This is a genomic window from Kutzneria sp. CA-103260 (genome assembly GCF_018263855.1).
Classification (GTDB): Bacteria; Actinomycetota; Actinomycetes; order Mycobacteriales; family Pseudonocardiaceae; genus Kutzneria.
The window spans coordinates 4568363-4592517 of the sequence record NZ_CP073318.1; the positions used below are offsets into that span (position 1 = coordinate 4568363).

The 24155-nt window shown below is 72.3% G+C and carries 22 protein-coding genes; 5 read left to right on the forward strand and 17 right to left on the reverse strand.

Annotated features, from left to right (window positions below):
• Positions 1-46 precede the first annotated feature (46 nt).
• Positions 47-904 (reverse strand): alpha/beta fold hydrolase, encoded by an 858-nt coding sequence (locus JJ691_RS19660; RefSeq protein WP_211770201.1) that lies wholly within the window; start codon positions 902-904, stop codon positions 47-49.
• A gap of 126 nt (positions 905-1030) precedes the next feature.
• Positions 1031-1936 carry an AraC family transcriptional regulator gene (locus JJ691_RS19665; protein ID WP_211770202.1) on the reverse strand — a complete coding sequence of 302 codons (906 nt, stop codon included), beginning with the start codon at positions 1934-1936 and terminating at the stop codon, positions 1031-1033.
• A 73-nt stretch (positions 1937-2009) separates the two neighbouring features.
• On the opposite strand from JJ691_RS19665, the gene JJ691_RS19670 reads away from it, so the two are divergent.
• Entirely contained in the window at positions 2010-2999 is a 990-nt protein-coding gene (locus tag JJ691_RS19670; protein ID WP_211770203.1) for an SDR family NAD(P)-dependent oxidoreductase, read from the forward strand.
• A gap of 56 nt (positions 3000-3055) precedes the next feature.
• Here the strand turns inward: JJ691_RS19670 and JJ691_RS19675 are convergent, their stop codons facing one another.
• The 13 genes from JJ691_RS19675 to JJ691_RS19735 all read right to left on the reverse strand — a co-directional run bounded on the left by JJ691_RS19675 (position 3056) and on the right by JJ691_RS19735 (position 19794).
• On the reverse strand, positions 3056-3517 hold the full coding sequence (locus JJ691_RS19675) for a LysR family transcriptional regulator (protein WP_211770204.1): 462 nt from the start codon (positions 3515-3517) through the stop codon (positions 3056-3058).
• Positions 3469-4566 (reverse strand): MSMEG_0565 family glycosyltransferase, encoded by a 1098-nt coding sequence (locus JJ691_RS19680; RefSeq protein ID WP_211770205.1) that lies wholly within the window; start codon positions 4564-4566, stop codon positions 3469-3471. The genes JJ691_RS19675 and JJ691_RS19680 overlap by 49 nt, the downstream gene beginning before the upstream one ends.
• Positions 4566-5384 (reverse strand): carbon-nitrogen hydrolase family protein, encoded by an 819-nt coding sequence (locus JJ691_RS19685; RefSeq protein ID WP_211770206.1) that lies wholly within the window; start codon positions 5382-5384, stop codon positions 4566-4568. Before JJ691_RS19685 ends, JJ691_RS19680 begins: the two co-directional genes overlap by 1 nt.
• Positions 5385-5388: 4 nt before the next feature.
• Positions 5389-6204 (reverse strand): carbon-nitrogen hydrolase family protein, encoded by an 816-nt coding sequence (locus JJ691_RS19690; protein ID WP_211770207.1) that lies wholly within the window; start codon positions 6202-6204, stop codon positions 5389-5391.
• 28 nt (positions 6205-6232) lie between these two features.
• Positions 6233-7591, reverse strand: a complete 1359-nt coding sequence (locus JJ691_RS19695) for an MSMEG_0567/sll0787 family protein (protein ID WP_211770208.1) — start codon at positions 7589-7591, stop codon at positions 6233-6235.
• Positions 7588-8640 (reverse strand): MSMEG_0568 family radical SAM protein, encoded by a 1053-nt coding sequence (locus tag JJ691_RS19700; RefSeq protein ID WP_211770209.1) that lies wholly within the window; start codon positions 8638-8640, stop codon positions 7588-7590. Before JJ691_RS19700 ends, JJ691_RS19695 begins: the two co-directional genes overlap by 4 nt.
• A gap of 13 nt (positions 8641-8653) precedes the next feature.
• Positions 8654-9166, reverse strand: coding sequence for an MSMEG_0572/Sll0783 family nitrogen starvation response protein (locus JJ691_RS19705; protein ID WP_211770210.1), 513 nt, complete (start codon positions 9164-9166; stop codon positions 8654-8656).
• Between the two features lie 11 nt (positions 9167-9177).
• Positions 9178-10008: an amidohydrolase family protein gene (locus tag JJ691_RS19710; protein ID WP_211770211.1), complete on the reverse strand. Its 831-nt coding sequence runs from the start codon at positions 10006-10008 to the stop codon at positions 9178-9180.
• Positions 10008-11372: an MSMEG_0569 family flavin-dependent oxidoreductase gene (locus tag JJ691_RS19715; protein ID WP_249228043.1), complete on the reverse strand. Its 1365-nt coding sequence runs from the start codon at positions 11370-11372 to the stop codon at positions 10008-10010. The genes JJ691_RS19710 and JJ691_RS19715 overlap by 1 nt, the downstream gene beginning before the upstream one ends.
• A 122-nt stretch (positions 11373-11494) precedes the next feature.
• The gene (locus JJ691_RS19720; RefSeq protein ID WP_211770212.1) at positions 11495-12988 is read right to left on the reverse strand and encodes an alpha-amylase family glycosyl hydrolase; all 1494 of its coding nucleotides are present in this window, start codon (positions 12986-12988) and stop codon (positions 11495-11497) included.
• On the reverse strand, positions 12985-15657 hold the full coding sequence (locus tag JJ691_RS19725; protein ID WP_211770213.1) for an MGH1-like glycoside hydrolase domain-containing protein: 2673 nt from the start codon (positions 15655-15657) through the stop codon (positions 12985-12987). The genes JJ691_RS19720 and JJ691_RS19725 overlap by 4 nt, the downstream gene beginning before the upstream one ends.
• 68 nt (positions 15658-15725) lie before the next feature.
• Positions 15726-17156, reverse strand: a complete 1431-nt coding sequence (locus JJ691_RS19730; RefSeq protein WP_211770214.1) for an MFS transporter — start codon at positions 17154-17156, stop codon at positions 15726-15728.
• 151 nt (positions 17157-17307) lie between these two features.
• On the reverse strand, positions 17308-19794 hold the full coding sequence (locus JJ691_RS19735; RefSeq protein ID WP_211770215.1) for a LuxR C-terminal-related transcriptional regulator: 2487 nt from the start codon (positions 19792-19794) through the stop codon (positions 17308-17310).
• 263 nt (positions 19795-20057) lie between these two features.
• Between JJ691_RS19735 and JJ691_RS19740 the strand changes: the two genes are divergently transcribed.
• The gene (locus JJ691_RS19740) at positions 20058-20627 is read left to right on the forward strand and encodes a DUF1269 domain-containing protein (RefSeq protein ID WP_211770216.1); all 570 of its coding nucleotides are present in this window, start codon (positions 20058-20060) and stop codon (positions 20625-20627) included.
• A gap of 14 nt (positions 20628-20641) precedes the next feature.
• A complete protein-coding gene (locus tag JJ691_RS19745; RefSeq protein ID WP_211770217.1) occupies positions 20642-21193 on the forward strand; it encodes a hypothetical protein in 552 nt (183 codons plus the stop codon).
• 48 nt (positions 21194-21241) lie between these two features.
• Here the strand turns inward: JJ691_RS19745 and JJ691_RS19750 are convergent, their stop codons facing one another.
• Positions 21242-21709 (reverse strand): hypothetical protein, encoded by a 468-nt coding sequence (locus tag JJ691_RS19750; protein ID WP_211770218.1) that lies wholly within the window; start codon positions 21707-21709, stop codon positions 21242-21244.
• 195 nt (positions 21710-21904) lie between these two features.
• Here JJ691_RS19750 and JJ691_RS19755 point away from each other — a divergent pair, with 195 nt between their 5' ends.
• Both JJ691_RS19755 and JJ691_RS19760 read left to right on the forward strand, forming a co-directional pair.
• Positions 21905-22342, forward strand: coding sequence for a DUF7144 family membrane protein (locus JJ691_RS19755; protein ID WP_211770219.1), 438 nt, complete (start codon positions 21905-21907; stop codon positions 22340-22342).
• A 3-nt stretch (positions 22343-22345) separates the two neighbouring features.
• Positions 22346-23719, forward strand: a complete 1374-nt coding sequence (locus JJ691_RS19760) for a hypothetical protein (RefSeq protein ID WP_211770220.1) — start codon at positions 22346-22348, stop codon at positions 23717-23719.
• Here JJ691_RS19760 and JJ691_RS19765 read toward each other — a convergent pair.
• Positions 23622-24134: a potassium channel family protein gene (locus JJ691_RS19765; protein WP_249228044.1), complete on the reverse strand. Its 513-nt coding sequence runs from the start codon at positions 24132-24134 to the stop codon at positions 23622-23624. The genes JJ691_RS19760 and JJ691_RS19765 overlap by 98 nt on opposite strands.
• Positions 24135-24155: the final 21 nt, after the last annotated feature.

Genomic DNA, 24155 nt, shown 5'->3' on the forward strand with positions numbered 1-24155 from the left:
GTAGCAACGTGATGAACCGGACGACCGATACTCGGTTTGGCGGTGTCTATCCCAGGAACTCCAGCATCCGCTCGTTGATGATCTCGGCGTGCGTCTCGGCCAGCGGATGCGGGGCTCCCTCGATGATCTCGGCCTGCACGTTGGGCATCAGCGCCCGGGCCCGGGCCAACACTGTGACCGGGTCGTGCACGATGCTCGTGCCGCCGAGCAACAGCAGCGTGGGCTGATCCAATCGGCGCAGCTGATCGTCCGAGACGTATTTGATCATCGGCACCGCGCTCAGATAATTGGCCATGCCGAAATTGACCAGCCGCTGCCGGTCCCGGTCATTGGGCCAGCCGCCCTCCACCACCCGACCGAACCGCTCGTAGGCGGCCTCACTTCTGGCCAGCAGCAGCCGCACCATCGCCGGCAGGCTGCGTAACGGCGGCCGGCCAAGGGAGTTGCCGCCGGGTTCGAGCAGCAGCAGCGACTCCACCCGCGCCGGCGCGTGCCAGGCCAGTTGCATGGATGCCCAAGCGCCGTAGGACAATCCGCCGACATGGGCCGTGTCGACACGTAACCCGTCGAGCAGATCAGCCAGCCACACGCCGAGATCGGACGGGCCGGTGAAGGGCTCGGTCTGCTGCCCCAGCCCGGGAAAGCCCAGTGTGTCGACGGAGATCACCGTGTGGCGCTCCCCCAGCGCCGCCGCGTTCGGCGACCAGTTCGCCGCCGTGGCTCCGGATCCCGGCACCAGCACCACCGGCGGGCCCTGGCCGTACTTGATCACATGGGTGCGGCCGAACCTGGTCGGCACGTCCAGATCCTCGGCCGCCGCCGGCCACTGGGCTCGCACCCGGGCATAGATCCCGCGGTACTGCGAAGCGGAGAGCTCGTCGTTGAATCCCCCGGTTTTCCCCATGCGTCCGTTCTACTCGCGGGCGCGCTGGGAGACCATGGGACGTAGGTCCCCCTCTCGCCGGGACCCCGGACGCAAGACGTCGGGAAGTGCGGCGGCGTCCGGGCGAAGCGCGCGAGGGTTCGGCGATCACGGGATCGGTTCGAGCCGACGGTGCTGCCCCGGCGACAGTCCCGTGATCCGTTGGAACGCGTGGCTGAACGAGCTGGGTGTGGCGTAGCCGAGACGGGCGGCGAGGGCCGCCACCGTGATGTCGGTGTCCCGCAAGGCCTGTTCCGCCAAGCGAATCCGCCAGCGGTTGAGGTAGGCGACGGGTGGTTGGCCGGCGACGTCACGGAAGCGGGCGGCGAAGGTGCTCCTGGACATGCCGCAGGCGCGGGCGAGCTCGTCGAGGCCCCACGACCGCGCGGGATCGCCGTGCATGAGTTCGACGGCCGGCCGCAGGGCAGCGTCACCCAGAGCCGTCAGCCAGCCCGGGCGTGCGGCGTCGTGCTCGACGAGGAACCGAAGCACGTGCACCAGCAGCAGCTGGGCGTGTTGGGCGGCCGCGAAGTGCGCGCCGGGCCGGCCGTCGCCGGCCTCCCGCAGCAGCCCGGTCAGCACGCCGAGCATCTCCCCCGCCTCGGGCGTGTCAGCGATATGAGCAATCCTCGGCAGCGCCGCCAGCAACAGGTCGTCGCCGCTGCGGTTCATCTCCACATGGCCACCCACCAGGTCGAAGTCGTCGCCGTCACCGATCCGGGCCGACGACGGGTCCTCGCCGTACACCACGGCCGCCTCGATCGGGCGCACCGCGGGATCGCTGCACAGCACCACGGAGTCAACCCCGTTGAGCACGATGACCTCCCCCTGATGGAACTGCCTCGCCTCGCCGTCGAGGATCAGCCAGCACCGGCCGTGGACCAGGCCGTAGAGCTTGAGCGGGAACTCGGGGCGGAACCGCACGGACCAGTCGCCGCCGGCCGCGAGCCGCCCGGTGATGCGACACCGGGCTCGGACCAGCGTCAGCGCCCCAGACAGCGGATCGACCTCCATACCTGGACTCTCGCGCATCAAAGACGGATCCTCAAGCATTGGAAGTCCGAATCACGCACGGCAACCTGAAAGCATGACAGCGCAGCTACCGATCAACTCCCCCTTCACCGCCGCCAACACCGCCGAAGACGTGCTCGACGGCATCGACCTCACCGGCAAGACAGCCGTCATCACCGGCGGGCACTCCGGCATCGGCCTGGAGACCACCCGCGTGCTCAGCGCCGCCGGCGCGACGGTCGTGGTGCCGGTCCGCTACCCGGACAAGGCCCGCGCCCGGCTGACCGGCATCGACCGCGTCGAGATCACGCCGATGGACCTGGCCGACCCGGCCTCGGTCGACACCTTCGCCGCGGACTTCCTGGCCTCCGACCGGCCCGTGCACATGCTGGTCAACAGCGCGGGAATCATGTGCGTGCCGCTCGCCCGGACCGTCGGCGGCCACGAGTCCCATTTCGCCACCAACCATCTCGGCCACTTCCGGCTCGCCACCCGGCTGTGGCCGGCCCTCCGGAAGGCGCAGGGCGCGCGGGTGGTCGCCGTCTCGGCCTGGGCGCACCGGCTTTCCTCGGTGCACCTGGACGACCCGGACTTCAAGCGCCGCCCGTACGACGAGTGGCAGGGATACGCCCAGTCCAAGACCGCGAACATCCTGTTCGCGCTGGAACTGGACCGCCGGGGCGAATCCGAGGGGATCCGGGGCTTCTCCCTGCACCCCGGCTCGATCATCGGCACCGACCTCTCTCGCTACGCCAACGAGTCCGACCTGCGGGCGCTGAACCTGGTCGATGACGCCGGCCACCCGGTGATCGACCCCGAACGCGGCGCGAAGACAGTGCGGCAGGGCGCGTCGACCAGCGTCTGGTGCGCGACCAGCCCGCTGCTCGACGGCCTCGGCGGCGTGTACTGCGAGAACAACAACGTCTCCCCCATCGCCTCGCCCGACGACGCGGCCGCGGCGATGCGCGGCGAGTGGCCGGTGGGAGTGGCGCCGCACGCCGTCGACGTGGAGACTGCGGTGGCGCTGTGGGAGCTGAGCGATCGGATTCACTCATCGCAGCGATGAGAGTTACCCGTTGGACGGGGCGGGGCGGCGCTCGCAGGATGGACCCATGCACGCGATCACATTGGACACTCCCGCCCCGCTGACCCAGAACCCGTTGGCCTGGAAGGAAATCTCGACCCTCCAAGCCCGGCCCCGGGCAGCTGCTGGTGCGCGTCGCCGGCTGCGGCGTGTGCCGTTCCAACCTGCACATGGTGGAGGGCGACCTGCGGCGGCGCGTCGCCCGCCTGCGCCAACAGGCCGGCGTCCAGCAGGGTCCGGCCGCCCACCTGCTCGAACCGGAGCGTGACCGCCGGACGCCGGCGTTGGAACGCCGCCAGCACGTCCGGCAGGGCGATCGCAGCCCCCAGACACTGCTCCGCGCCGAGCCGCACCGTTTCCAGGGCCGCGCCCAGCTCCCGCTCCAGGCTCCGGATCGACAACGACAGCCCCGACTGCGTCACGGGCGTCAGCTCGGCGGCCCTCGTGAAGTTCAGTTCCTCGGCGACGACAACGAAGAACTCGATCTGCCGGATGTCCACGGAAACCCATGGTAGAGCCGCAGGTGGGCCTCGGCCGCGGCGGACCAAGTGTAGCCGGCGGCCAGCTGCCGGCCGGCGGCGACGCGGTTCCCGCCGCCGGAGTCCAGGGCCGAGGCGAGGGCGGCGGCCAGGTCGGGCACGGTGTCGGCGAACAGCGCGGCGCCGGTGAACACCTCCCGCAGCACCGGAAGGTCCCGGGCCACCAGGGGCACGCCGGCGGCCAGGGCCTCCATGGCCGCCAGGCCGAAACCCTCCTTTGTGGACGGGAACGCGAACACCGAGGCGCCGGCGACCAAGGCGGGCAGCTCGTCGTCGGCGACGGGACCGAGCACCACCGGCTCGGGGTGGACCGAGGCGGCCAGGGCGTCCCACTCCGCGCGGTATGAGCGGTAGTCGAACAGGGTCTCGCCGCCGGCGATCACCAGCCGCACGTCGGGCCGCCCGAGCCGCTGGTACGCCGCCAGCAGGTCGAGGGAGCCCTTGCGCGGCTCGATTCCGCCGACCGACAGCACGTACGGGCCGAGGCGTTCCCGCCACTTCCGGCCATCGGCGGTGGCGAAGCGTTCGTAGTTCACGCCGTTGGGGATCACCATCGCGGAAATCCCCCAGCCGTCACGGAGTTCGGCCGCGACGGCAGCGGAAACGCAGACGTGGGCGTAGGGATTGACGATGGCCCGCTCGTGGCAGGCCGCGAGCTCCGGCGTGGTGAAGTGGTCGATGTGGTGCACCGTCCGGACGCACCGGTCGACGGCGTTGGCGCTGATGCAGTCCTGGGCGTGCACGATGTCGTACCCGGCGGGATCGAAGGCCTCGCGCAGCGCGGCGATGGACCGCAGCACCCGCTCGCCGACGTCGTCCACGCTCGGGAACGGCACGATCTTCACCGTCACCGCCGGGTCGACCGGCCGGTAGAAGCGGTCGTCGCCGCCGCGGCCCAGCGTCCAGACCGTCACGTCCTGGCCGAGGGCGGCCAGGGCCTCGGCCAGCGCGAGGGTGTGCACCACGCCGCCGCGGGGCTTCGAGGAGTAGGTCAGCAGCGCGATCCGCATCAGCGGTACGCCTCCGGCCGCAGCTCGTCCAGGTGGTTGAGCACCCGGCGGGCGTGCTCGATCTCGGCCGGCACGTCCAGCTCCGCGACCGCGATGCCGGCCTTGGACCAGGTCCGGGCCAGCACGTCGCCGCCCGGCCCGACCACCTTGGCCTGACCGAGGAACCGCATGCCGCCCAGCGCGCCGGTCTGGTTGGACGAGGCCAGCACCACCTGGTTCTCCGCCGCCCGGGCCTGGTCGTACAGGTCGAACAGGCGGGACTGACGGTCCTGGGCCATCCGCGGCGCGCGGTTGGTGATGCTGGTCGGCCAGGCCGACAGACATGCCAGCACCTGCGCGCCGTCGCGGGCCAGCGCCCGGGCCGACTCCGGGAACGACTTGTCGTAGTCGATCATCATGCCCAGCCGGCCGGCCGGCGTGTCGAAGGCGGTGAACCGGTCCCCGGCCGCGTAGGCCGCCGACTCCCCGGCCGGCTGGTGCACCTTGCGGTGCAGGCCGAGCACGCCGTCCCCGGTCACGCAGACCGCGCTGTTGTAGCGGGAGCCGCCGTCGGCCTCGCAGAAACCCAGGCACACCACCATGTCCGCGGCCAGGCCGGCGATCTTGCGCAGGTGCACGTCGTCGACCGGCAGGGCCGGCGGCAGCGCGGCCAGGTCCGGCTGGCGCAGGTCGGTCAGGTAGCCGCCCAGGGCAGCATCGGGCAGCACCAGCAGGCCGACGCCGTCGCGGCGGGCGTGCTCGATCAGCGTGGCGATGCGCTGGAGGTCGAAGTCCAGGTCCCGGGTGAAGGCGGCCGCCACCGCGCCGATCCGCAGCATGGTGTCAGTACGCGTCGGGCCGGCGGTCGCGCAGGTGCCCCATGGCCCGGCGGGCCTGCTCCAGCGCCGCCGGCACGTCCAGCTCGGCCACGGCCACGCCCTCGCCCACCCCGGTGTCGTCGAGGATCTCCCCACCCGGGTCGACGATCTTGGCGCTGCCCACGAACCGGAGCGTACCGAAGTCGCCGGTCTGGTTGGCCGACACCCACACCAGCTGGTTCTGCAGCGCGTTGGCCCGGTCGAACAGGTCGAAGCGCCGCTTCCAGCGGTCCTGGCGCAGGTCCGGAGCCGGATTGGTGCGGCTGCCCGGCCAGGCCGACATGCAGGCCACGACCTGCGCCCCGCCCAACGCCAGGGCCCGGGCCGCCTCCGGAAAGGCCTTGTCGTAGCAGATCATCATGCCCAGCCGGCCCACCGGCGTGTCGAACGCCTCGAACCGCTGCCCCGCCCCGTAGCTGGCGCTCTCCAGCAGCGGCTGGTGCACTTTCCGGTGCACCGCGAGCACTCCGTCCCCCGTCACGCAGACCGCGCTGTTGTAGACCGTGCCCTCGCCGCGCTCACAGAACCCCGCCGTCACCACCATGTCCCCCGCCAGCGCCGCCAGCCGCCCGATCTCCGGGCCGTCCACCTCCAGTGGCGGCGGTCCCTCGGCCGTGCCGTCGAGGGAGGCCAGGTAGCCGCCCAGCGTCGCCTCCGGCAGCACCAGCAGGCCAACGCCCTGCTCTCGGGCCTCGGCGATCAGCTTGGCCACGGTGACCAGGGCGACGTCGATGTCTCTGCCGAAGTTGGCGGACACCGCCGCCATGCGCAGGGTGGTCATGGCGCCGCCTTGTACTGTACCGACCAGTTCATGCCGCCCCCAGTCCGGTGACCGGGCCGGCGATCGCCTCGGTCGTCTCCCCGTCCGGCCAGCGCAGCCGAACCCCCGGTTCACTCGTCAGTTCCCCGCACGTCGCACCCATGGCTGGGCCGGCGTCCATCTGCTGCTCACCGGCCGTGAGCATGGCGAAGCCGGGGAAGCAGGTCAGCCAGTCCCCCATCGATGCCCCGGCCGGTCGGGGGACGGCGTCGACATCGAGGACAGCCCCGCAGCCGCCGGCCTCGGCCATCATGCCGAGCGTGCCGGCGATGCCGGCCATCGAGACGTCCTTGGCCGCCGCCGGCTGGGCCCGGCGCACGGCGTCGAGCATGGCGCGCAGCTCGGTGGGGCTGCGATGGGTGGTGGAATCCCATTGCCGGCCGGCATATCCGGGCCGCCAGCCGCCAGCGAGGTCGGCGGTGAGCCGCAGTGGCATCCCGGGCCGGCCACCGCCGCCGGGCACGGGCCGTTGCGCGTGGCCCAACGCGGTCACGGCCAGCGAGGCGGGCACCCCGAGCTGCGTGTGGCCGCCGAGCACGGGCAGGCCGTAGACCTCAGCAGCGGCGCGGAGGCCGGTCAGCACGCGGCGGGCCGCCGAAGCATCCCGGGCGCCGAGGGCGTCGAGCAGCCCGACCGGGCGCGCCCCCATCGCCGACAAGTCGTTGGCGTTGACCAGAACCGAGCACCAGCCGGCCCACTCGGGATCACGTTCGACCATGGCCGGCGTGATGGCGTCGCAGCAGGCCACGAGGTCGCTGCCGGGCACCGGCGCGCCGTCGTCGCCGAGGAAACCTCGGGGCAGCAGGCCATTCAGCAGCGGACCGAGCTCGCGTTTGGTCGCCGAGGCCAGCGCGGCGATGCGGTCGACCGGCCAGCGCATCAGCACGTGCGGCCGCCCGGCGACCTCGACGTCCCGGACGGCGAGCCAGCCCAGTCGTCGGAACAGCATCACGTTGGCCGCCTGCACGGTCGCCTCGAACCGCAACACACCAGCGCCTTCCGCATGCGCGGCGGCGGCGTTGACCAGCGCCGCGCCGACACCGAGCAGCCGCCGGTCGCCGGCCCGGACCACCAGCCGGCCGCCGACCCACCAGCCGAGATCCTCGCCGGGCGTGGCCGGCCCGAGCCGGACGCCGCCGATCACCGCACCGGCCGGGTCGTGGGCGACGAGCACCACCGTGCGGGGGTCCTCGTCCCGCCAGTCGAGATCGCTGCCATGGAACAATCCCTGCTCGGCAACAAAAACCTCGGTCCGCAACCGACGGTAGGCGTCCACATCGGACGCTTCGGCCACGCGGATCCGGCACCGCGGGGTGGTTCCCAACAGCACCTCGCCGATGGCCGTCATGCGCCGGCCATCCGCAGCGCGCTGCACCCGCCGCAGGCCGCGCAGCCGGCTTCCTGGTCCGCACCCCGCATGTCCGCCTCCTGCAACAACGTCGCCACCCGCTCGGTCACGTAGGTCACCAGCGCCGCGTCCGGCGGCCGCGCACCGTCCCGCACGGCCAGCGTGCCGGGCATGGCTCGGAACGGCACCACGAACGGGTACACGCCGCGGTCGATCAGCCGGGCCGCGCCGGCGATCAGCTCGTCCGGGTCCTCGCCCAGCCCGACCAGCAGATAGGTCGAGACCCGGTTGCGGCCGAACAGCCGGACCGCCTCGTCCCAGGCCGCCTCGTACTCGCTCATCGGCACGGCCCCCTTGCCCGGCATCCATTTGCGCCGCACCTCGTCGTCCAGGGACTCGACGTGGATGCCGATCGACACCGCGCCGGCAGCGCGCAGTTCGGTCAGCACGGACAGGTCCGCCGGCGGCTCGATCTGCACCTGGATCGCAAGCCCGGGCACGGCCTCGAGCACGGCCTGCACGCAGCGGACCAGGTTGCGGGCCCCGCGATCGGGGCCGGTCGTCGTGCCGGTGGTCATGACCATCTGCCGCACGCCGTCCAGCCGCACGGCCGCCTCGGCCACCTCGGCCAGCTGCGCCGGCGTCTTCGCGGCGACGGTCGCCCGCGAGCGCAGCGACTCCTCGATGGTGCAGAACCGGCAGCGCTGGTCCTCGGCGTACCGGACGCAGGTCTGCACGACGGTCGTGGCCAGCACGTCGGCCCCGTGCAGGCGGGCGATCTTCTCGTAGGACACGCCGTCCACAGTGGACAGATCGTAGAACCTGGGCCGCCGGACCGGGGTGGCCGACAGGCCCAGGTCGGTCTCCCCGGCCAGCACCCGGCCGTCCCGCAGCTCGTAGGGCGAGTCCGGATTGGTGGGCAGCGCCGCGTTCAGGCCGTCGACCACAAGATGGCCGTCGGCGCTGGGCCCGGCGCCCATGCCGCGCCGGACCGGGGTCGCGCCCCGGACCCCGACCAGCGCGAGTTCGACGAAGGTGACGGTTCGCACGGCGCCTCCCGCCTCAGACCATGTAGGTGGAGTTGATGATCGCGCCCTTGCGGGCGTAGTGGATCAGCGCGTCTTGCACGTCCAGCGGGTGCGTCGGGATGACCCCCTCGATCAGGTCCTCCTCGCGCAGTCCGTGCAGGGACAGGCCGAACCGGCAGCAGAAGACCTTGCCGCCCTCCTTGATGAAGGTCTTCAGCGACTCGTTGATGTTGTGCTCGCCCGGGAAGGCCGAGTTGCCGGTGGTCGGGAAGCCGCGGGTGGCCATGCAGTTCATCGCGCCCGGGCCGTAGAAGTAGATGGCGGTCTCGAAGCCCTTGCGCAGCGCCCGGGTCGCCTGCAGGATCGCCACGAAGCTGACCGAGGACTCGTGCGCGATGCCGTGCACCAGCGTGAAGTAGGACTGGCCGGGTTCGGCCTGGTAGTCGGGGAAGACCTTGGTGCCGCCGTAGAGGTTCGTGCCCTCGGGCAGCGCCGGGTGCGGGATCTCGTTGAGGCTCTGGGACTCGGCCTCGGTCAACTCGGGCATCGACTGCTCCTTCACTCGTAGAGGTGCTGGAAGTTGTCGCGGAACACGGCGGCGGACAGGTCGCCGTCGCCCGTGGCGGCGGCGAGCTTGGCCCGCTCGCCGTCGAACTCGCCCCACGGCTGGTCGCTGGCGAACAGCACCCGGTCGTGGCCGAGGCCGTGCCGGTCCAGCTCGGCCACCAGCCAGCGCGGGGCGAAGCCGATGGCCCAGGACAGGTCGGTGTAGACGCGCTTGCCGGCCCGCACCCAGTCCAGGAAGCGGCCGCCGGCCAGTTTGATGTGGCCGCTCATGCCGCCGCCGAAGTGCACGAGGTGGATGCGCACGTGGTCGCCGTAGCGATCGACGAGCTTGCCGACCTCGTCGATGTCGGAGGCCGCCCCGGGCGAGGTGTGCACGTGCACCACGAGGTCGCGTTCCCGGGCCTGGTCGAAGATGTGGTCCAGCTGCGGGGCGCAGTCGGGGTCGTCGGCCCGGCCGCCGAGCAGGAAGCTGAGCTTGAGCGCCCGCACGCCGGGTTCGCCGGCCAGCCTCAGGGCGGCGGCCGTGCGCGCGGCGTCGGCCGGCTTGGGCGACACCCACAGCGCGGCCCGGATCCGGTCGTCCGCGGCCGCCGCCTCCACGACCAGCTCGTTGAACGAGAAGGCCAGGTCCGGCTCGGGCACGCCGTAGTTGGGGATCACCAGCGCCCGCTCGGCCCCCTCGGCGTCCATGTCGGCGATCAGCTCGGCGATGGTGGCCCGGGCCGTGGTGTCCGGGCGCACCGGCGGGCCCTGGTAGAAGGGGTGGGCCGGCATCGCGCCCAGGTGCCGGTGCGCGTCGCAGATCCAGCGCGGCGCGGCCATCACGCCGCCGTCCGCGGGGCGACCCAGTTGTCGTCGCCGGGATACGTGCTGGTCGGTGTGCCGGCGATCCAGGGCATGTCGAACGTCCGATTCCGGCGGCGCGCGAATTCGATTTCCGCCACGATGTGCTCGGCGTCGGCGGCCACTCCGGAGAATCGTCCCGACCCCCACGTCCATTGCCACGGGAGCCCGATGAAGTAAACGCCGGGAAAACTCGTGACGCCCCGATCATGGGTCGGATATCCCTTCCCGTCGAACAGCGGAAGGTCGATCCAGCGGTGGTCGCGACCGAATCCGGTGGCCCAGACCACCGAGGTTATGCCCTCTTTCGCCACATCGATCTCGGTGGGGATGTCGCGCGGGGTCCACACCGGTTCGTACGGGGCCGCGGGCGGGGCCGCGATGCCGTTGGCCTCGATGTGGTCGTCGATGCCAGCGTTGATCGACCGGGCCACGTCGTCGGCGTGGTCGAGGTTGGCGGCCAGGTCGGCCGCGAAGGCGACCTTCGTGGCGTCGATGCCGGCCAGGCGGCCGTAGAGCCGCATGCCGTCCCGGGCGAAGGCCCGCAGGTCGATGTCGCGGCCGCCGTCCCGGCCGGTGACGTAGTGGTTGGCCCGCAGCCGCACCGCGTCGGCGTCGTCGAACTCGGCGATCGACCGCCGGTAGTAGCCCATGTCGTCGAGCCAGTCCACGACGTCCCGGCCCCGGTGGAACCGGCTCACCCGGGGCGCGCTGCCGGTGGCCAGGTGCACCTGCCGGCCGGCCAGGTGCAGGTCCTCGGCGATCTGGCAGCCCGACTGCCCGGTGCCCACCACCAGCACGCCGCCCGCGGGCAGCGCGTCCGGGCGCTTGTAGTCGGCGGAGTGCAGTTGCGCGATGCCCGCCGGCAGCCGCTCGGCCAGGCGGGGCGTCAGCGGCACCTGGTGCGGGCCGGTGGCGATCACCACCTGGTCCGCGGTCAGCGTGCCGGCCGTGGTCGCCACCGTGAACCGGCCGTCCGCGCCCACCCGCAGCCGGGTCGCCGTCACCCCCTCGACCACCGGCGCCTCGATCTTCGCCGCGTAGTCCCGGACGTGGTCGACGATCTGGTCCCGGACCATGAAACCGTGCGGATCGTCACCCGAATAGGCGTGCCCGGGCAGCCGGCACTGCCAGTTCGGGGTGACGAGGCAAAACGAGTCCCAGCGCCGGTCCCGCCATTCCGCGCCGACCGTCGACTTCTCCAACACCACGTGGCCGATGCCACGGGCGGTCAGCCAATAACTGACCGACAGCCCCGCCTGACCGCCACCGACGACAAGGACCGGGAAATACGCGCCGTCCAGGCCGTCCCTCTCGGAATTCGCGACCGAATCGCCGTTCACGAAAACAAGTAGAGTGAGCGACGATGACCGGCGCGTGTCAACCGGAACAACGGGCGGTTACGCGAACCGCCCGTTGTTTCACCGACGTGTACTCACTCCGACAGCCACGCGGTGCTCCCGCGCTACGAGGACCCGGGCGACTCGACGGACAGCAGGTGGGCCTGCCACGGGCCAAGGCTGAGGTACAGGCCCGAGCCGGCCAGGTCGTCGCCGTCCCGGTCGAACACCTCGCCGCCGAGCAGGTCCGTGAGGCGCCAGCGGCGGCCGGGTAAATCGGGCCAGCCCAGCGGGATCCGCGTCTGCGCCGGCTGCCCGGAGAAGTTCACCGCCACGAGGTGGCGGCTCGTGCCGCCGCCGGGCAGCCAGCACCAGGCGAGGATGCTCCGGCACGACTGGTTGTCCGGCCACCCGGCCGGTTCCAGCGGCCGCCAGGCGCCGCGCCGGACCCGGTGGCCGGCGACGGTGGCGATCAGGTGGGCGTGCCACTCGGCGAGCCGGTGGTCCGTGGGCTCGTCGGGGCGCCGGGACAGGAACACCGACGGGCGGGCCCGGCGCCCCTCGAACTGGCCTTCGTGCCAGAGGGTCGCGCCGGGCACGGTGGCGATGGCGACGGCCGCGGCCCGCCCGGCGGCCGCGGGCAACTGGCCGGCGATGCGGGGTTCGTCGTGGTTCTCCAGGAAACGCACCAGCCGGGACTGGTAGCCCTGGTCGGCTCCGAGATGCGCGCGGATGCTGGCCGGGTCCTGCCCGACAACCCGGTCGCGGAGCTGCTTGTCGTAGCAGAAGGAGAACCCCTGCTGCTGGAGCGTGCGCTCGAGGTCCCAGTAGGCCTCGGCGACGAGCACGGTGTCGGGATGCAGCGCGCGCAGCCGGCCGATGACCGCCGGCCAGAACTCCTCAGCGGGCTCCGGCCCCACCCGCCCGCCCCAGGTCGCCCCGAACACCGGGTTCGTCACGAGCATCGCCATGTCGCAGCGGATCCCGTCGCACTGGTCCGAGATCCCGGCCAGCGTGGCCGCGGTGGCGGCGCGCAGGTCCGGGGAGAACGCGTCGAGCTGCACGACGTCCGGCCACGGCGGGAAGTACGGGTCCCGCCCGCGGGCGAGAACGTGCTCGGACAGTTCCAGCCATGCCCTCGGGTCCGCCCGCACGTCCTGCGGCCCGCCCGGGACGAACAGCTCCGGGCGCGAGGTGACCCACGGGTGATCCGGCGCGACGTGGTTGGGCACGTAGTCGAGGATCAGCCGGACACCGCGGTCGGCGAGCTCGCCTCGCGCGGCGGCCAGCGCCGACGGCCCGCCGAAGGCCGCGTCGACCACGTACTGGCGCACGCAGTAGGGCGAGCCGAACACGTCGGTCGGGCGCAGGTCCGGCAGTGCCTCACGGAACGCCCGACGCAGTTCGGGATCGGCGACGGCCAGCGCGAGACCGGCCGGGCTGCGCCGCCACACGCCCATCAGCCACACCGCGTCGACACCGCGCGGGGTGATCGCGTCCCAGTCGCGGGCGGACACGTCGGCCAGCGTCGTGTGGCGGCCGGAACGGCGGGAGAGCGCGTTCAGCCACACCGCGGTGTTGACCTCGTAGATCACCGGCTGGTCGGGCCACCCGCTCATCGCGCCACCGCCGGGCGCCCGCCGGGCAGCATGGTCCGGGCCAGTGGGCTGCGAAACAGCAGCGGCAGCACGGCGACCGTGCCGGTCCAGCCGGTCTGGTGGCTCGCGCCGACGCCGCTGCCGTTGTCGCCGTGGAAGTACTCGTAGAACAGCGGCAGGTCGCGCCAGTGCTGGTTGTCCCACGGGATCGGGCGGCCGCCGTGCACCGGCCGGCGCCCCTCGGCGTCGGGCCGGAAGATCCGGACAAGCCGGTCCGCGATGTCCTGTGCCACCTCGTAGAGCGTGCACTGCCGGCCGGAACCGGTCGGGCATTCCACGGTGAAGTCCTCGCCGAAGTAGGCGTGCAGGTTCAGCAGCGCGCGGACGAGCATCAGGTTGACCGGGAACCACACCGGGCCGCGCCAGTTGGAGTTGCCGCCGAACATGCCGCTGTCGGAATCCGCCGGCAGGTAGCCGACGCGGTGCTCCTGGCCGTTCACGTCCAGCACGTACGGGTTTTCCGCGTGCCAGCGCGACATCGAGCGGATGCCGTACGGGCTGAGGAACTCCGCCTCGTCCAGCATCCGCGACAGGATCCGGCGCAGCCGGTGCTCGTCGAACAGGGCGAACAGCGCCGGGCCGGTCTCCCGGGCCTGCCGGCCGTGGCCCCACAGCGCGGCCGTCACGGCCGGATGGCGGTCGAGGAACTCCGCGACGCCGTCCACGAGCTCGGGGAACCGGGTTCGCACGTCGGCTCCGACAACGGTCGCCGCGGCCAGCGGCATCAAGCCGACCACCGAGCGCACGCGCAGCGGCACCGCGCTGCCGTCCGGCCGGCGCAGCACGTCGTAGAAGAAGCCGTCCTGCTCGTCCCAGAGGCTGATCCCGTCCGGACCGACGTGGGTGGTCGCGGCGGCGATCCACGCGTGGTTCTCCAGCAGTGCGAGGGCCTGTTCGACGTACACCGGGTCGTGCTCGGCGAGTTCGACGGCGATGCGGGTCATGCTCTGGCAGTACAACGCCATCCACGCGGTGCCGTCGGCCTGGTCGATCCGGCCGCCGCCGGGCAGCGGCGCGCTGCGGTCGAACACGCCGACGTTGTCCAGTCCCAGGAAGCCGCCCTGGAAGATGTTGCGGTCGTCGGCGTCCTTGCGGTTGAGCCACCAGCCGAAGTTGCGGGTCAGCTTGTGGAAGGCGTTCGCCAGGAAGCGCCGGTCGCCCTCGCCGGTCCTGGCCTTCTCCAGCTCGTAGACGAACAGCGTGGCCCACGCGTGCACGGGCGGGTTGACGTCGCCGAAGTTCCACTCGTACGCCGGCAGCTGGCCGTTGGGATGCAGGTACCGCCGGTCCAGCAGCAGACCGAGCTGGTGCTTGGCGAACGCCATGTCGACCGACGCGATGGCGACGGCGTGGAAGGCCAGGTTCCAGGCCGCGAACCAGGGGTACTCCCACTTGTCCGGCATGGAGATGACGTCCTCGGCGAGCAGGTGCCGCCATTCCCGGTTGCGCAGCGGGAGGTCGCCGTCGATCGGGTCGGCGCCGTGCTCGACCAGCCACCGCTCCAGGTCCAGCGCGTAGTACTGCTTCGACCACAGCATGCCGGCCAGCGCCTGGCGCACGACGAGGCGCTCGTCGTCGGTCAGGTCCTCGGTGAGCGTGCTGTAGAACGCGTCCGCCTCGTCGCGGCGCCGGCTCAGCAGGTGGTCGAAGACTTCGAACGGGGCGCCGCGCTCGGTGTCGGTCAACCGGACCCGAACCGTGACACTGTCCCCGGCCGGCACCACCAGCGCGTGGTGCATCGCCGCCTTCGTGCCCACACCGGTGGGATCGACCGCGTCGGGATCGTCGTGCACCACCGCACGGTCGATGCCGTCCTTGACGTAGCGGGCATCGTTGGGCCACCCGAACGCGCGCTCGTTGTCGGTCTCGTTCCCGGTCACCAGCACGGGAACCTTCCCGTCCGTGTAGCACCACCTGGTGCCCAGCTCCTCGTGGTCCGCCCGGATCGCGCTGACGCCGGTCGGCCCGTCCACCGCGCGCAACACCGGCTGCTGCGCGCCGCCGGCCCAGGACCACGTGTGCCGGAACCACAGCGTCGGCAGCACGTGCAGCACGGCGTCCGCCGGGCCCCGGTTGTACGCGGTCACCCGCATGAGCACGTCTTCCGGCCCCGCCTTGGCGTACTCGACCACCACGTCGAAGTACCGGTCGTCGTCGAAGACCCCGGTGTCGAGCAGTTCGTACTCGGGCTCGGACCGGTCCCGCGCGGCGTTGACGGCCACCAGCTCCGCGTACGGGAACTCGGCCTGCGGATACTTGTAGACCATCTTCAGGTAGGACGACGTCGGCGTGGCGTCGACGTAGAAGTAGCACTCCTTGACGTCCTCGCCGTGGTTGCCCTCGGCGTTGGTGAGCCCGAACAGACGCTCCTTGAGCATCGGGTCGACCCCGTTCCACAGCGCGAGTGCCAGGCACAGCCGCTGCCGGTCGTCGCAGAATCCGGCCAGGCCGTCCTCGCCCCACCGGTACGCGCGATAGCGGGCCTGCTCGTGGGGGAACGACGACCAGGCGTCGACGCCGTAGTTCTCCCGCACCGTCCCCCACTGCCGCTCGCTGAGGTACGGCCCCCAACGCCGCCAGGCGACCCCCGCGTCGGCGTCGGCGAGTCGCTCGCGCTCCGCATCGGACATGGTGCCCACCTCCAACGTGGCCGGATCGGTGATGGCGCCAGCATGTGCTCTGGGCGGCGCACGCGACGTCATGCCGGGCGGGTGGTTCGGGGCAGCATGACGGCGGCGACGAGGCCGGCGACCGCGACGGCGCCGAGCACGACGAGGGAGAGTGCGAACGGGCTGCCACCCGGATGCGAAGCGCCCACGAGCACCGAGCCGACCAGCGCGGTGCCCACCGAGGACCCCAGGTTGGACACGCTGCGCGAGACGCCGGAGATGTCGCCCTGCAGTCGCGGCGGCGAGTTGGACTGCACCACGTTCACCGAGGCGGTCAGCATGATCCCGATGCCCGCGCCGACCAGGAACAGGCCGGGCACGAAGGTGAGCACCCCCGAGTCGTCCCGGACCAGGGCCAGCAGCAGCGCCATGCCGGCGATCGTGGTCACGAAGCCGCCGCGGACCAGCCGCCGCTGGCTGTGGCGGTGGGCAAGGCGTTCCGCCGCGGCGGACGACAGCAGGATGCCCACCGTCGCGGGCAGCAGCACCAGGCCGGTCCCGATCGCGTCGTAGCCGCGAACCTGTTGCAGGAAAACGGAGATCACGAAGAACGAGCCCTGCAGCACCAGCCACTGCAGGTGCTGGGTCACGAGGCCGAGACTGGTGGTGCGGTCGCGGAACAGCTCGACGGAGAACAGCGGGTCCCGGCCCGCGCGCTCCCGGGCGCGCAGGTGCAGCACCAGCCCTACGAGAGTGAGCACGCCGGCCCCGATGAAGATCCACACCGGCGACGGGCCGCCCGCCGGGATGACGACGGCGCCGGCCACCGAGAAGGCCGTGCGCGCGACGAACCAGCCGTAGACGCCGGTGCGCAGGATGCCGAACACCACGAGGAACAGGCCGCCGGCGGACAGCACCGCGCCGAGCAGGTCGAACCCCGGCCGCGGCTCGGTCCTGGGCGGATCGGCCACGCGGCGGGACAGGATGATGATGCACAGCACCAGCAGCGCCTGGAGCAGGAACGACGCGCGCCAGCTGAACGCGCTGGTGATCAGGCCGCCGATCAGCGGCCCCGCCGCCGCGCCGAGACCGCCCGCGCCGCTGACCACCCCGAAGTGCCGGGCGCGGGTCTCCACGTCGTCGAACGACACCGTGATCAGGATGTAGATGGGCGGGATCATCAGCGCCGAGCCGATCCCTTCCAGCACCGAGTAGCCGAGCACCATCAGGCCCAGGCCGGTGGCCAGGGAGGCCAGCACGGCGCCGGCGCCGTACACGGTCAGCCCGACCACGAAGCAGACCTTGCGGCCCCAGATGTCGGTCAGCTTGCTGCCCGGGATCATCAGGGCCGCCATGGTCAGGGTGAACAGCGTGATCGTGGTCTGCACGCCGATCACGGTCGTGCCGATGTCCGACGCGATCGCGCTGATCGCCACGTTCATGGTGGTCGCGGCGAAGCTGGCGACGAACTGCCCGAGCGCCAGCGGCAGCACCAACGCGCCCGCCCCGGCGCGTGTCATCGCGGCCGCCCGCGGTGGGCGACAACGTCGGATCCGGTCCCCATCGGGTCCACCGCCTGGAGGTCGAGGGCCGAAGCCCGTTCGGCGGTCAACCGTGCGGTGTGCGGGACCCGGTGTCCTCACCCGCGCGGGATGATCGGCGCGGACGCCCTCAGTGCGACGCTTCGCCCTCGGTCGGTGAGGATTCGTCGGCGGCCATGGCGAGCAGGCCGAGTTCACGGGCGCGCCGGATGGCGTCGTTGCGCCGGTTGACCGACAGCTTGCGCAGAATGCCGCGGATGTGGGTCTTCACCGTGTTGACCGACACGAACATCGCGCGGGCGATCTCCTCGGTGGACAGCAGCGCCGCCATGTTGCGCAGCACCTCGTGTTCGCGGTCGGTGAGCGGCTCAACGAGCGCGGCCGGCCGGGACTCGCCGGACGGGCGCATCGTGGGCACGACGGCGAGCGTGCCGCCCAGCCAGCGGTGCCGTTCGAGCAGTTCCCTGTCCTGCAAGAGGAACCGCCGCAGTCGGGACGGGGCGTCGAGGATCGGCCGCCGCAGGCTCTCCGGCGCGGCCAGGCGCAGCGCGTGGCTGAGGGCCTGCCGGGTCAGGTCGCCGCGGCCGTGGTCGAGGTCGCGGGCGGCCTTGCGCAGCAACGACTCCACCTGGGCGGCGAGGACACCACCGGCCTCGGCGTCCTGGCCGGCGGCGGCCAGCCACGGCGGCCATTTCGCTTCGGCGTCGGCGTCGGTCCGTTTGCGCAGCAGGCGGTCCCGCAGCACCGACAGGGCCGCGGCGGTCACCGGATCGTCCTGGTCGGCCCGGGTGCGCGTATGGCGTCTGGCGGCGGGCAGGTCGTACTGGTCGAGGTGGATCCAGGCCAGGGCGGTGTCGATGGCGGCTGGCCGGTCCTCGCCGGACTGGCCGCAGCGGTCGGCGACCCTCGTCGCGGCGAACGCGAACTTGCCGGCCCGGCGTAACCGGCCCCGGATCGCGTTGAGCAGCGCCAGCTGGCCCAGGATCTTGGCCCGCAGCCGGCCGAGCCCCGCGGCGTCGGCGGACCGCGCCGCAGCCATCAGCGTGTCCTCCGCCTCGTCCGGACCGCCCACCAGCAGGCGGGCCGCGCCGCTGCTGGCGCCAACGACCGCCAGCAGGTCCGGCGGTGGCGGCTGCCCCGGCTCCGCGGCCACCTCATCGAAACGAGCGGCCGCGGCGACCGCCTCGTCCGGGCCGGCGCCGGCCGCGTCGAGGGCGGTGATCGCCAGCCGGAGCGCCCTGCTGGCCGGCGGCCGCGCGTTGTCGACGGCCCGGCGCGCCAACGCGAGCTGCCGGGCGCACCGCTCGTGGTCGCCGTCGGCCAGCGCGAGCGCCGCCAGCACCACGGTCGCGTGCGGGCCCTGGACGTTCTCCGGCATGTCGGCGAAGACGTCGGCCAGCTGCTCGTCCGCACCCGTCAGCACGCCGCCGACGGACAAGTTCTCGACCACGAGGGTCGCCGCCCGCGTCCACTCCCCGGCCGCTGCCGCCTGGGCGGCGGCCGGCCCGATCTGCCCGTCCGCCGCCAGCCAGCGCGCCGCCGTGCGGTGCAGGCGGGCGATCTCCTCGGTCGGACGGCTGCCGAGCTGAGTCCGCAGCAGTTCGCGGTACAACCGGTGGTAGCGGAAGCCTCCCTCGTCGGTGGGCAGCACGAACGCGTTGGCGCGGACCATGTCGCGCAGCAGCCGCGCGCTGTCCGTTCGTCCGCTGAGCTCGTCGGCGAGCTGGGGCGGCAGGCGGTCCACCACGCTGGTGCGCAACAGGAACTCACGGATGCCGGCCGGCTGGTGGTCGAGCACCTCGGCCAGGAAGTACTCGGCCACGTCCTGTCGGCCGCCGCCGAACCGGCGGGCGATCTCCGCCGCCGTCCGCAGGTCCTGGTCCTGCAACGACAGCGCCGCCAGCCGAAGGCCGGCGGCCCAGCCCTCGGTGCGGTGCGCCAACAGCTCGACGGTGTCCGCGGCCACCCGCGCACCGTGCTCGGCCAGCAGCATCCGGGCCTCGTCCACGGTGAAGGCGAGTTCGCCGGCACGGATCTCGGTGAGCCAGCCGGCGAGCCGGTAGCGGTGCAGCGGCAGCGCCGGATCGGTTCGGCTGATCGTCACCACCCGCAGCTGCGGACTGGCGTGTCGGATCAGGAAGTCGATGTCGGCGATCACCTGGCCACGGCCGAGCACCTCCACGTTGTCCAGCACCAGCACGGAGGGCTCGGCCTGCTCGGACAGGCCGGCCGCGAGCCTGGTCAGCAGCGACCTGTCGACGGCGTCGGCGCGGGCCGGCGGGTCGACCCCGTCCAGCCGCACGCCGCTGCGCGTCAGCCCCTCCAGCGCGTACGTCCAGAAGATGCCGGGCTGGTCGTCGCCGGCGTCGAGGCTGAGCCAGGTCACGCGGCCGGGCGCCCGGCCGGCGGACAGCCAGGAGCTGGCCAGCACGGTCTTGCCCGAGCCGGCCGGCGCGCCGATCAGGGTGAGCGGTCCTCGGGTTGCCTCCTGGAGCCGGTCGAGCAGCCGTGGCCGTAGCACCACCCGCGACCGGATCTCGGCGACCCGGAGTTTGGCCGACATCAGCGGATCGCCGCCGGGAGTCACGGCGTACGCAGCGGCAGTCTCGGCACACACCTCAATTCACCCGCCTGATCGTCGTCGTCGAGAAGGACCAGCGGTCGCGTCGCGGTGCCCGGCCGAGGCCGAGTCTGCTGTCCGCCACCACCTGATACATCACCTCACACGAATGACGTTGAGCGGTGTCAGGCCGGCGTGGAAAAAGGTTCGTGTCGCAACGAGTGCGGTCATGCGCCGCGGATGAGGCGCCGCGCGCCCCCGGCGGCTGGCATGGACCCGGAAGCCGGCCCGCACCGGGACGGCGGAAGGGAGTGCGAGTCATGGCGACGTTGGTGGCCATCGGATATCCCGACGAGGACACTGCCGCGGCGGCCGCGGCGGAGGTCCAGCGCCTCGCGGCCGACCTGGTGATCGAGCCGGACGCCGTCGCGGTGGTCAGCCGGGACGCCGACGGCGGGTTCCACACCACGACCAATCACCACAGCGTGGCGGGTGGCGCGACCTGGGGAATGTTCTGGGGCCTGCTGTTCGGGCTGCTGTTGTTCGTGCCGTTCCTGGGCATGGCGGTCGGCGCCGGTCTCGGCGTGCTGCTGGGCAAGGTGGAGAAGTCCGGCATCGGCAAGCAGTTCCAGCACCAGGTGCAGGACATGCTCCAGCCGGGCACGTCGGCGCTGTTCCTGATCGTGGAACGGGCCACGCCGGACAAGGCGGTCGCCGCGCTGGGCCGGTTCGGCGGCACGGTGCTCAAGTCCTCGCTGCCGGAGCAGGCCGAGGTCCAGCTCCAGACCGCGCTGCACGGCGAGCCGGCCGGGCAGCACACCGAGCCGGCCGGACAGCACACCCGGCCGTCCGGACAGCACGCGCGGCCGGCCGCCGACCCGGCGCGCTGAGGGAGGGAGCGGACATGGCGATCGGTCCGGTGGAGCTGCTCGTGCTGGGGTTCCGGCATCCCGACTTCCGGGGAGAGGTCCTCGCCGAGCTGGACCGGCTGCGGTCCAGCGACACCATCCGGGTGATCGACGCGGTGATCGTGCACAAGGACGAGACCGGCCGGGTCGGCGTCGAGCACCTGACCAACCTGACCCGGGCGGAAGGCATCGAGCTGGGCGGCAAGATCGGCGCGCTGGTCGGCCTCGGCGCCGAGGGCGAGGCCGGCGCCGTGGCGGGCATGGTGGCCGGCACCCGCGCCGCGGGCCGGGAAGGGGTACGTGTGTTCCGGGACGAGCAGGTGTGGGACATCCTCGCGGAGATCCCGAACGACTCGGCGGCCACGCTGCTGCTGGTGGAGCACCACTGGGCGGTGCCGCTGCGGGACGCCCTGCTGCGCACCGGCGGCTTCCGCGTCGGCGACGTGTTCATCAGCCCGTTCGACCTGGTCGACATCGGCCTGACCACCCGTCAGGAGGCCGAACAGCTCACCAGCCTGGATTCCCCGCCGACGGCCGGCGAGCGCTGACGGCCACACGCCCACCGCCCGCCGGCTCCGGTCGCGCGGGCGGTGTGGTCACGGGCAGATGTCCGCGGCCTGACGCCTGAGGGTGTCCCAGCCTGCCGACACCGCCGCCAGCTGCGAGCCCAGTTGGGGCAGCGCGGCGCGGACACTGGCCGCGTCGGTCAGGCCGGACACGGTGTCGCTCAGGTCGTCGAGACCGGCTCGCAACGCCTGGGCCTGCGGGGCGAGCGTGTTGCCCGCCTGCTGGGCGACGTCGCCCAACTGGACGTACACCTGGTGCACGGCGGCGTTGAGCCCGTTCGCGCCGACCGCCACGACGTCGAGCGTGCGCAGGCTGTGCACGTCCGAGCCCAACTGCCGCAACGACTCGCACAGCGCGTCCGAGTGTGTCGTCGACGCGACGCCGGTCGGGGTGCTGGCCGTCGGGGACCCGGGCGTGGCGTCGGCGCATGCGACCAGCGTGCCCACCAGCAACAGCACCGAGGCCAGCAACGCCCGCCAGACCTGCCTTTCCTCCATGGCTTCGTCCTCCGTGACGTCGTGGGGAGATCCGGGCGGTGCGAGCCTGCCGAGCCGGCGGCGCCGGGTCGTCACCCGGGGCGGATGAGGACCGGCGCCGCGACCACGCGTTCACCCCGGGCGGATGAGGCATCCTCGGCGACCACGGGCCAGGGTCTGCCGGCGACGACATCGTTACCCGTGAAGGGACGGCAGATGGTGTTGAACAAGACGACGTGGGCCGGCTGGGTGTTCTTCGCCGGCGTGATGCTGCTGGTGACCGGAGTGCTCAACGTGGTGGAGGGTTTCATCGCCCTCAGCCAGAGCACCCGGGTGGTGATGGTCGAGGACAAGCTGTACATGATCGACATCAGCGGCTGGGGCTGGGCACTGGTGATCTTCGGAGCGGTGATGCTCGCGTCCGGGCTCGGCCTGTTCGCGGCCAGCAGCGCCGCGCGCATCGCCGCGATCGTGATCGTCGGCGTGCACGCCGCCGTGCAGGTGTTCTGGCTCGGCGCGTATCCCGTGTGGTCAATGCTGATGATCGCGCTGGACACCGTCGTGCTGTACGCGCTCACGGTGCGGTGGCAGGAGGTGCGCACGCAGGACACCAGCTCGGCCACCTCGTTCGGCGACCGCACCAAGGCGACCTGAGGCGTGTCGGAGGGCGAGCTCGCCCGGCTGCGGGCCGAGGTGCTGGCGCTGCGGTCCGAGCTGGACGCGCGACGCGCACGCGGTCGACGCCTGGCCGTCGCACGCCGATGTGCGGCGGCCGTGCTGGTCGTCGTCGCGGCGCTGGGCACTGTGATCGGCATGGTCGGCTCGTGGTCCGCGCTGACCGTGCTGGACACCGACCGCTGGGTGGCCACCGTCGCGCCGCTGCCCAAGGAACCCGAGGTGGCCACGGCGATCGCCACGTACACGACGGACCAGGTGTTCCAGGCGGTCGACGTGCGGCGGCGGCTGGCCGAGGTGCTGCCCGGCCCGGCCGCCTTCGTGGCCGGGCCGATCACGGGCCAGCTGCACGAGTTCGTGCAGCGCAGCGTCGACCAGTTGGTGCGCACGGACCAGTTCCAGAGCCTGTGGGTGGCGGCCAACCGGTTGGTCCACCAGCAGGCTGTGGCGGTGCTGGAGGGCGACAGCCAAGTGATCGCGGCCACCGGCGACCAGGTGCGCATCGACCTGCTGCCCGTGGTCAACCAGGTGCTCCGGCAGTTGGAGCAGCAGCTGCCGACGTTCTTCGGACACCGGCTCGACCTGCCCGACGTGACCAGCGGCGCGGTGCCCCCACGGCTGCGCGCGATCGTCGGCGACGCGCTGGGTGTCACGCTGCCCGAGAACTTCGCCCAGTTCACCGTCTACCGCGGAGACGAACTGCGCCAGCTGCAACAGGCGGTCGTGCTGGCGAAGCGCTGGCTGTACGGCGTGATCGCGGTGACGGTGGCGGCGTTCGCCGGCGCGCTGTGGGCGTCGACGGCCCGCCGCCGCACCCTGCTCCAGTTCGGGGTCTGGCTCTCGGTGTGGGTCGTGGCGGTGACGGCGACGATCCGCGTGGTCAAGGGACAGGTGCTGGCCCAGGTGCCGCCCGGTGTCTACCGATCGGCGGCGGACACCGCCGTCACCGTCGTCTTCTCCGGGCTGCGCCAGAGCGGATACGTTCTGCTCGTCGCCGGTGCCCTGGTGGCGGCACTCGCCTACCTGACGGGGCCGGGCCGGCTGCCGACCTGGGCGCGGAGCCGGGCGGCCGCCGGCGGCCGGTGGCTGTGGCTGGCCGCGCGGCCGGCAGCCGCGGCGACCCCGGCCTGGATCCGACGCCACGTCGACCTGCTCCGCATCATGGGCGTCGTCGTAGCGGCAGTGGTGGCGTCAGTGCTGTCGTCGTGGACCGGATTGCTTGTCGTGGCAACGGTTCTCGGCATGTACGAAGTGCTGCTCACGATCCTCGGTCGTGGCGGCGGCGCTGCACGGCGCCGAGCAGGACTCGCAGCACCACACCGAGCACCAGAAGGTCACCCACCATCTGGACCGTGACCACGATCCTGGCCTGCTGGCTGACCGCGACGATGTCGCCGAAGCCGACCGTGGCGAACACCGTGACGGCGAAGTAGAGCGCGTCGGTCCGGGTCAGCGACTGGTTGAAGCTGCCGGGGACGTCGGTGGCCAGCAGGTGGTAGGCCGAGGCGAACACCAGCAGGAACAAGGGAATCGCCACGGCCAGCGCCTGCACCCCCTGGGCCACCGGGCGGGTGGATCGCAGGATGGCCCTGGTCTGCCAGACCACCACGCCGACGACCGCGGCCAGCCCCGCGGCGAGCAGGGCGAACGCGCCGACCCCGGCCGGACGGTTCATCGGCAGCACGTAGTACAGCGTCACCAGCGCCACGACCGACAGCACGGGCCGGAGGGCCGCCAGCGTGACCCGCCGCAGCATCCGTGTCCGGCTCACATCGACCTCCCTCCGGAAGTC

Excerpts from the sequence above, each read along its gene's own strand:
- JJ691_RS19660 (WP_211770201.1), bottom strand. The coding sequence starts at position 904 with ATGGGGAAAACCGGGGGATTCAACGACGAGCTCTCCGCTTCGCAGTAC.
- JJ691_RS19665 (WP_211770202.1), bottom strand. The coding sequence starts at position 1,936 with ATGGAGGTCGATCCGCTGTCTGGGGCGCTGACGCTGGTCCGAGCCCGG.
- JJ691_RS19670 (WP_211770203.1), top strand. The coding sequence starts at position 2,010 with ATGACAGCGCAGCTACCGATCAACTCCCCCTTCACCGCCGCCAACACC.
- JJ691_RS19680 (WP_211770205.1), bottom strand. The coding sequence starts at position 4,566 with ATGCGGATCGCGCTGCTGACCTACTCCTCGAAGCCCCGCGGCGGCGTG.
- JJ691_RS19685 (WP_211770206.1), bottom strand. The coding sequence starts at position 5,384 with ATGCTGCGGATCGGCGCGGTGGCGGCCGCCTTCACCCGGGACCTGGAC.
- JJ691_RS19690 (WP_211770207.1), bottom strand. The coding sequence starts at position 6,204 with ATGACCACCCTGCGCATGGCGGCGGTGTCCGCCAACTTCGGCAGAGAC.
- JJ691_RS19695 (WP_211770208.1), bottom strand. The coding sequence starts at position 7,591 with ATGACGGCCATCGGCGAGGTGCTGTTGGGAACCACCCCGCGGTGCCGG.
- JJ691_RS19705 (WP_211770210.1), bottom strand. The coding sequence starts at position 9,166 with ATGCCCGAGTTGACCGAGGCCGAGTCCCAGAGCCTCAACGAGATCCCG.
- JJ691_RS19710 (WP_211770211.1), bottom strand. The coding sequence starts at position 10,008 with ATGGCCGCGCCGCGCTGGATCTGCGACGCGCACCGGCACCTGGGCGCG.
- JJ691_RS19720 (WP_211770212.1), bottom strand. The coding sequence starts at position 12,988 with ATGAGCGGGTGGCCCGACCAGCCGGTGATCTACGAGGTCAACACCGCG.
- JJ691_RS19725 (WP_211770213.1), bottom strand. The coding sequence starts at position 15,657 with ATGTCCGATGCGGAGCGCGAGCGACTCGCCGACGCCGACGCGGGGGTC.
- JJ691_RS19730 (WP_211770214.1), bottom strand. The coding sequence starts at position 17,156 with ATGACACGCGCCGGGGCGGGCGCGTTGGTGCTGCCGCTGGCGCTCGGG.
- JJ691_RS19740 (WP_211770216.1), top strand. The coding sequence starts at position 20,058 with ATGGCGACGTTGGTGGCCATCGGATATCCCGACGAGGACACTGCCGCG.
- JJ691_RS19745 (WP_211770217.1), top strand. The coding sequence starts at position 20,642 with ATGGCGATCGGTCCGGTGGAGCTGCTCGTGCTGGGGTTCCGGCATCCC.
- JJ691_RS19750 (WP_211770218.1), bottom strand. The coding sequence starts at position 21,709 with ATGGAGGAAAGGCAGGTCTGGCGGGCGTTGCTGGCCTCGGTGCTGTTG.
- JJ691_RS19755 (WP_211770219.1), top strand. The coding sequence starts at position 21,905 with ATGGTGTTGAACAAGACGACGTGGGCCGGCTGGGTGTTCTTCGCCGGC.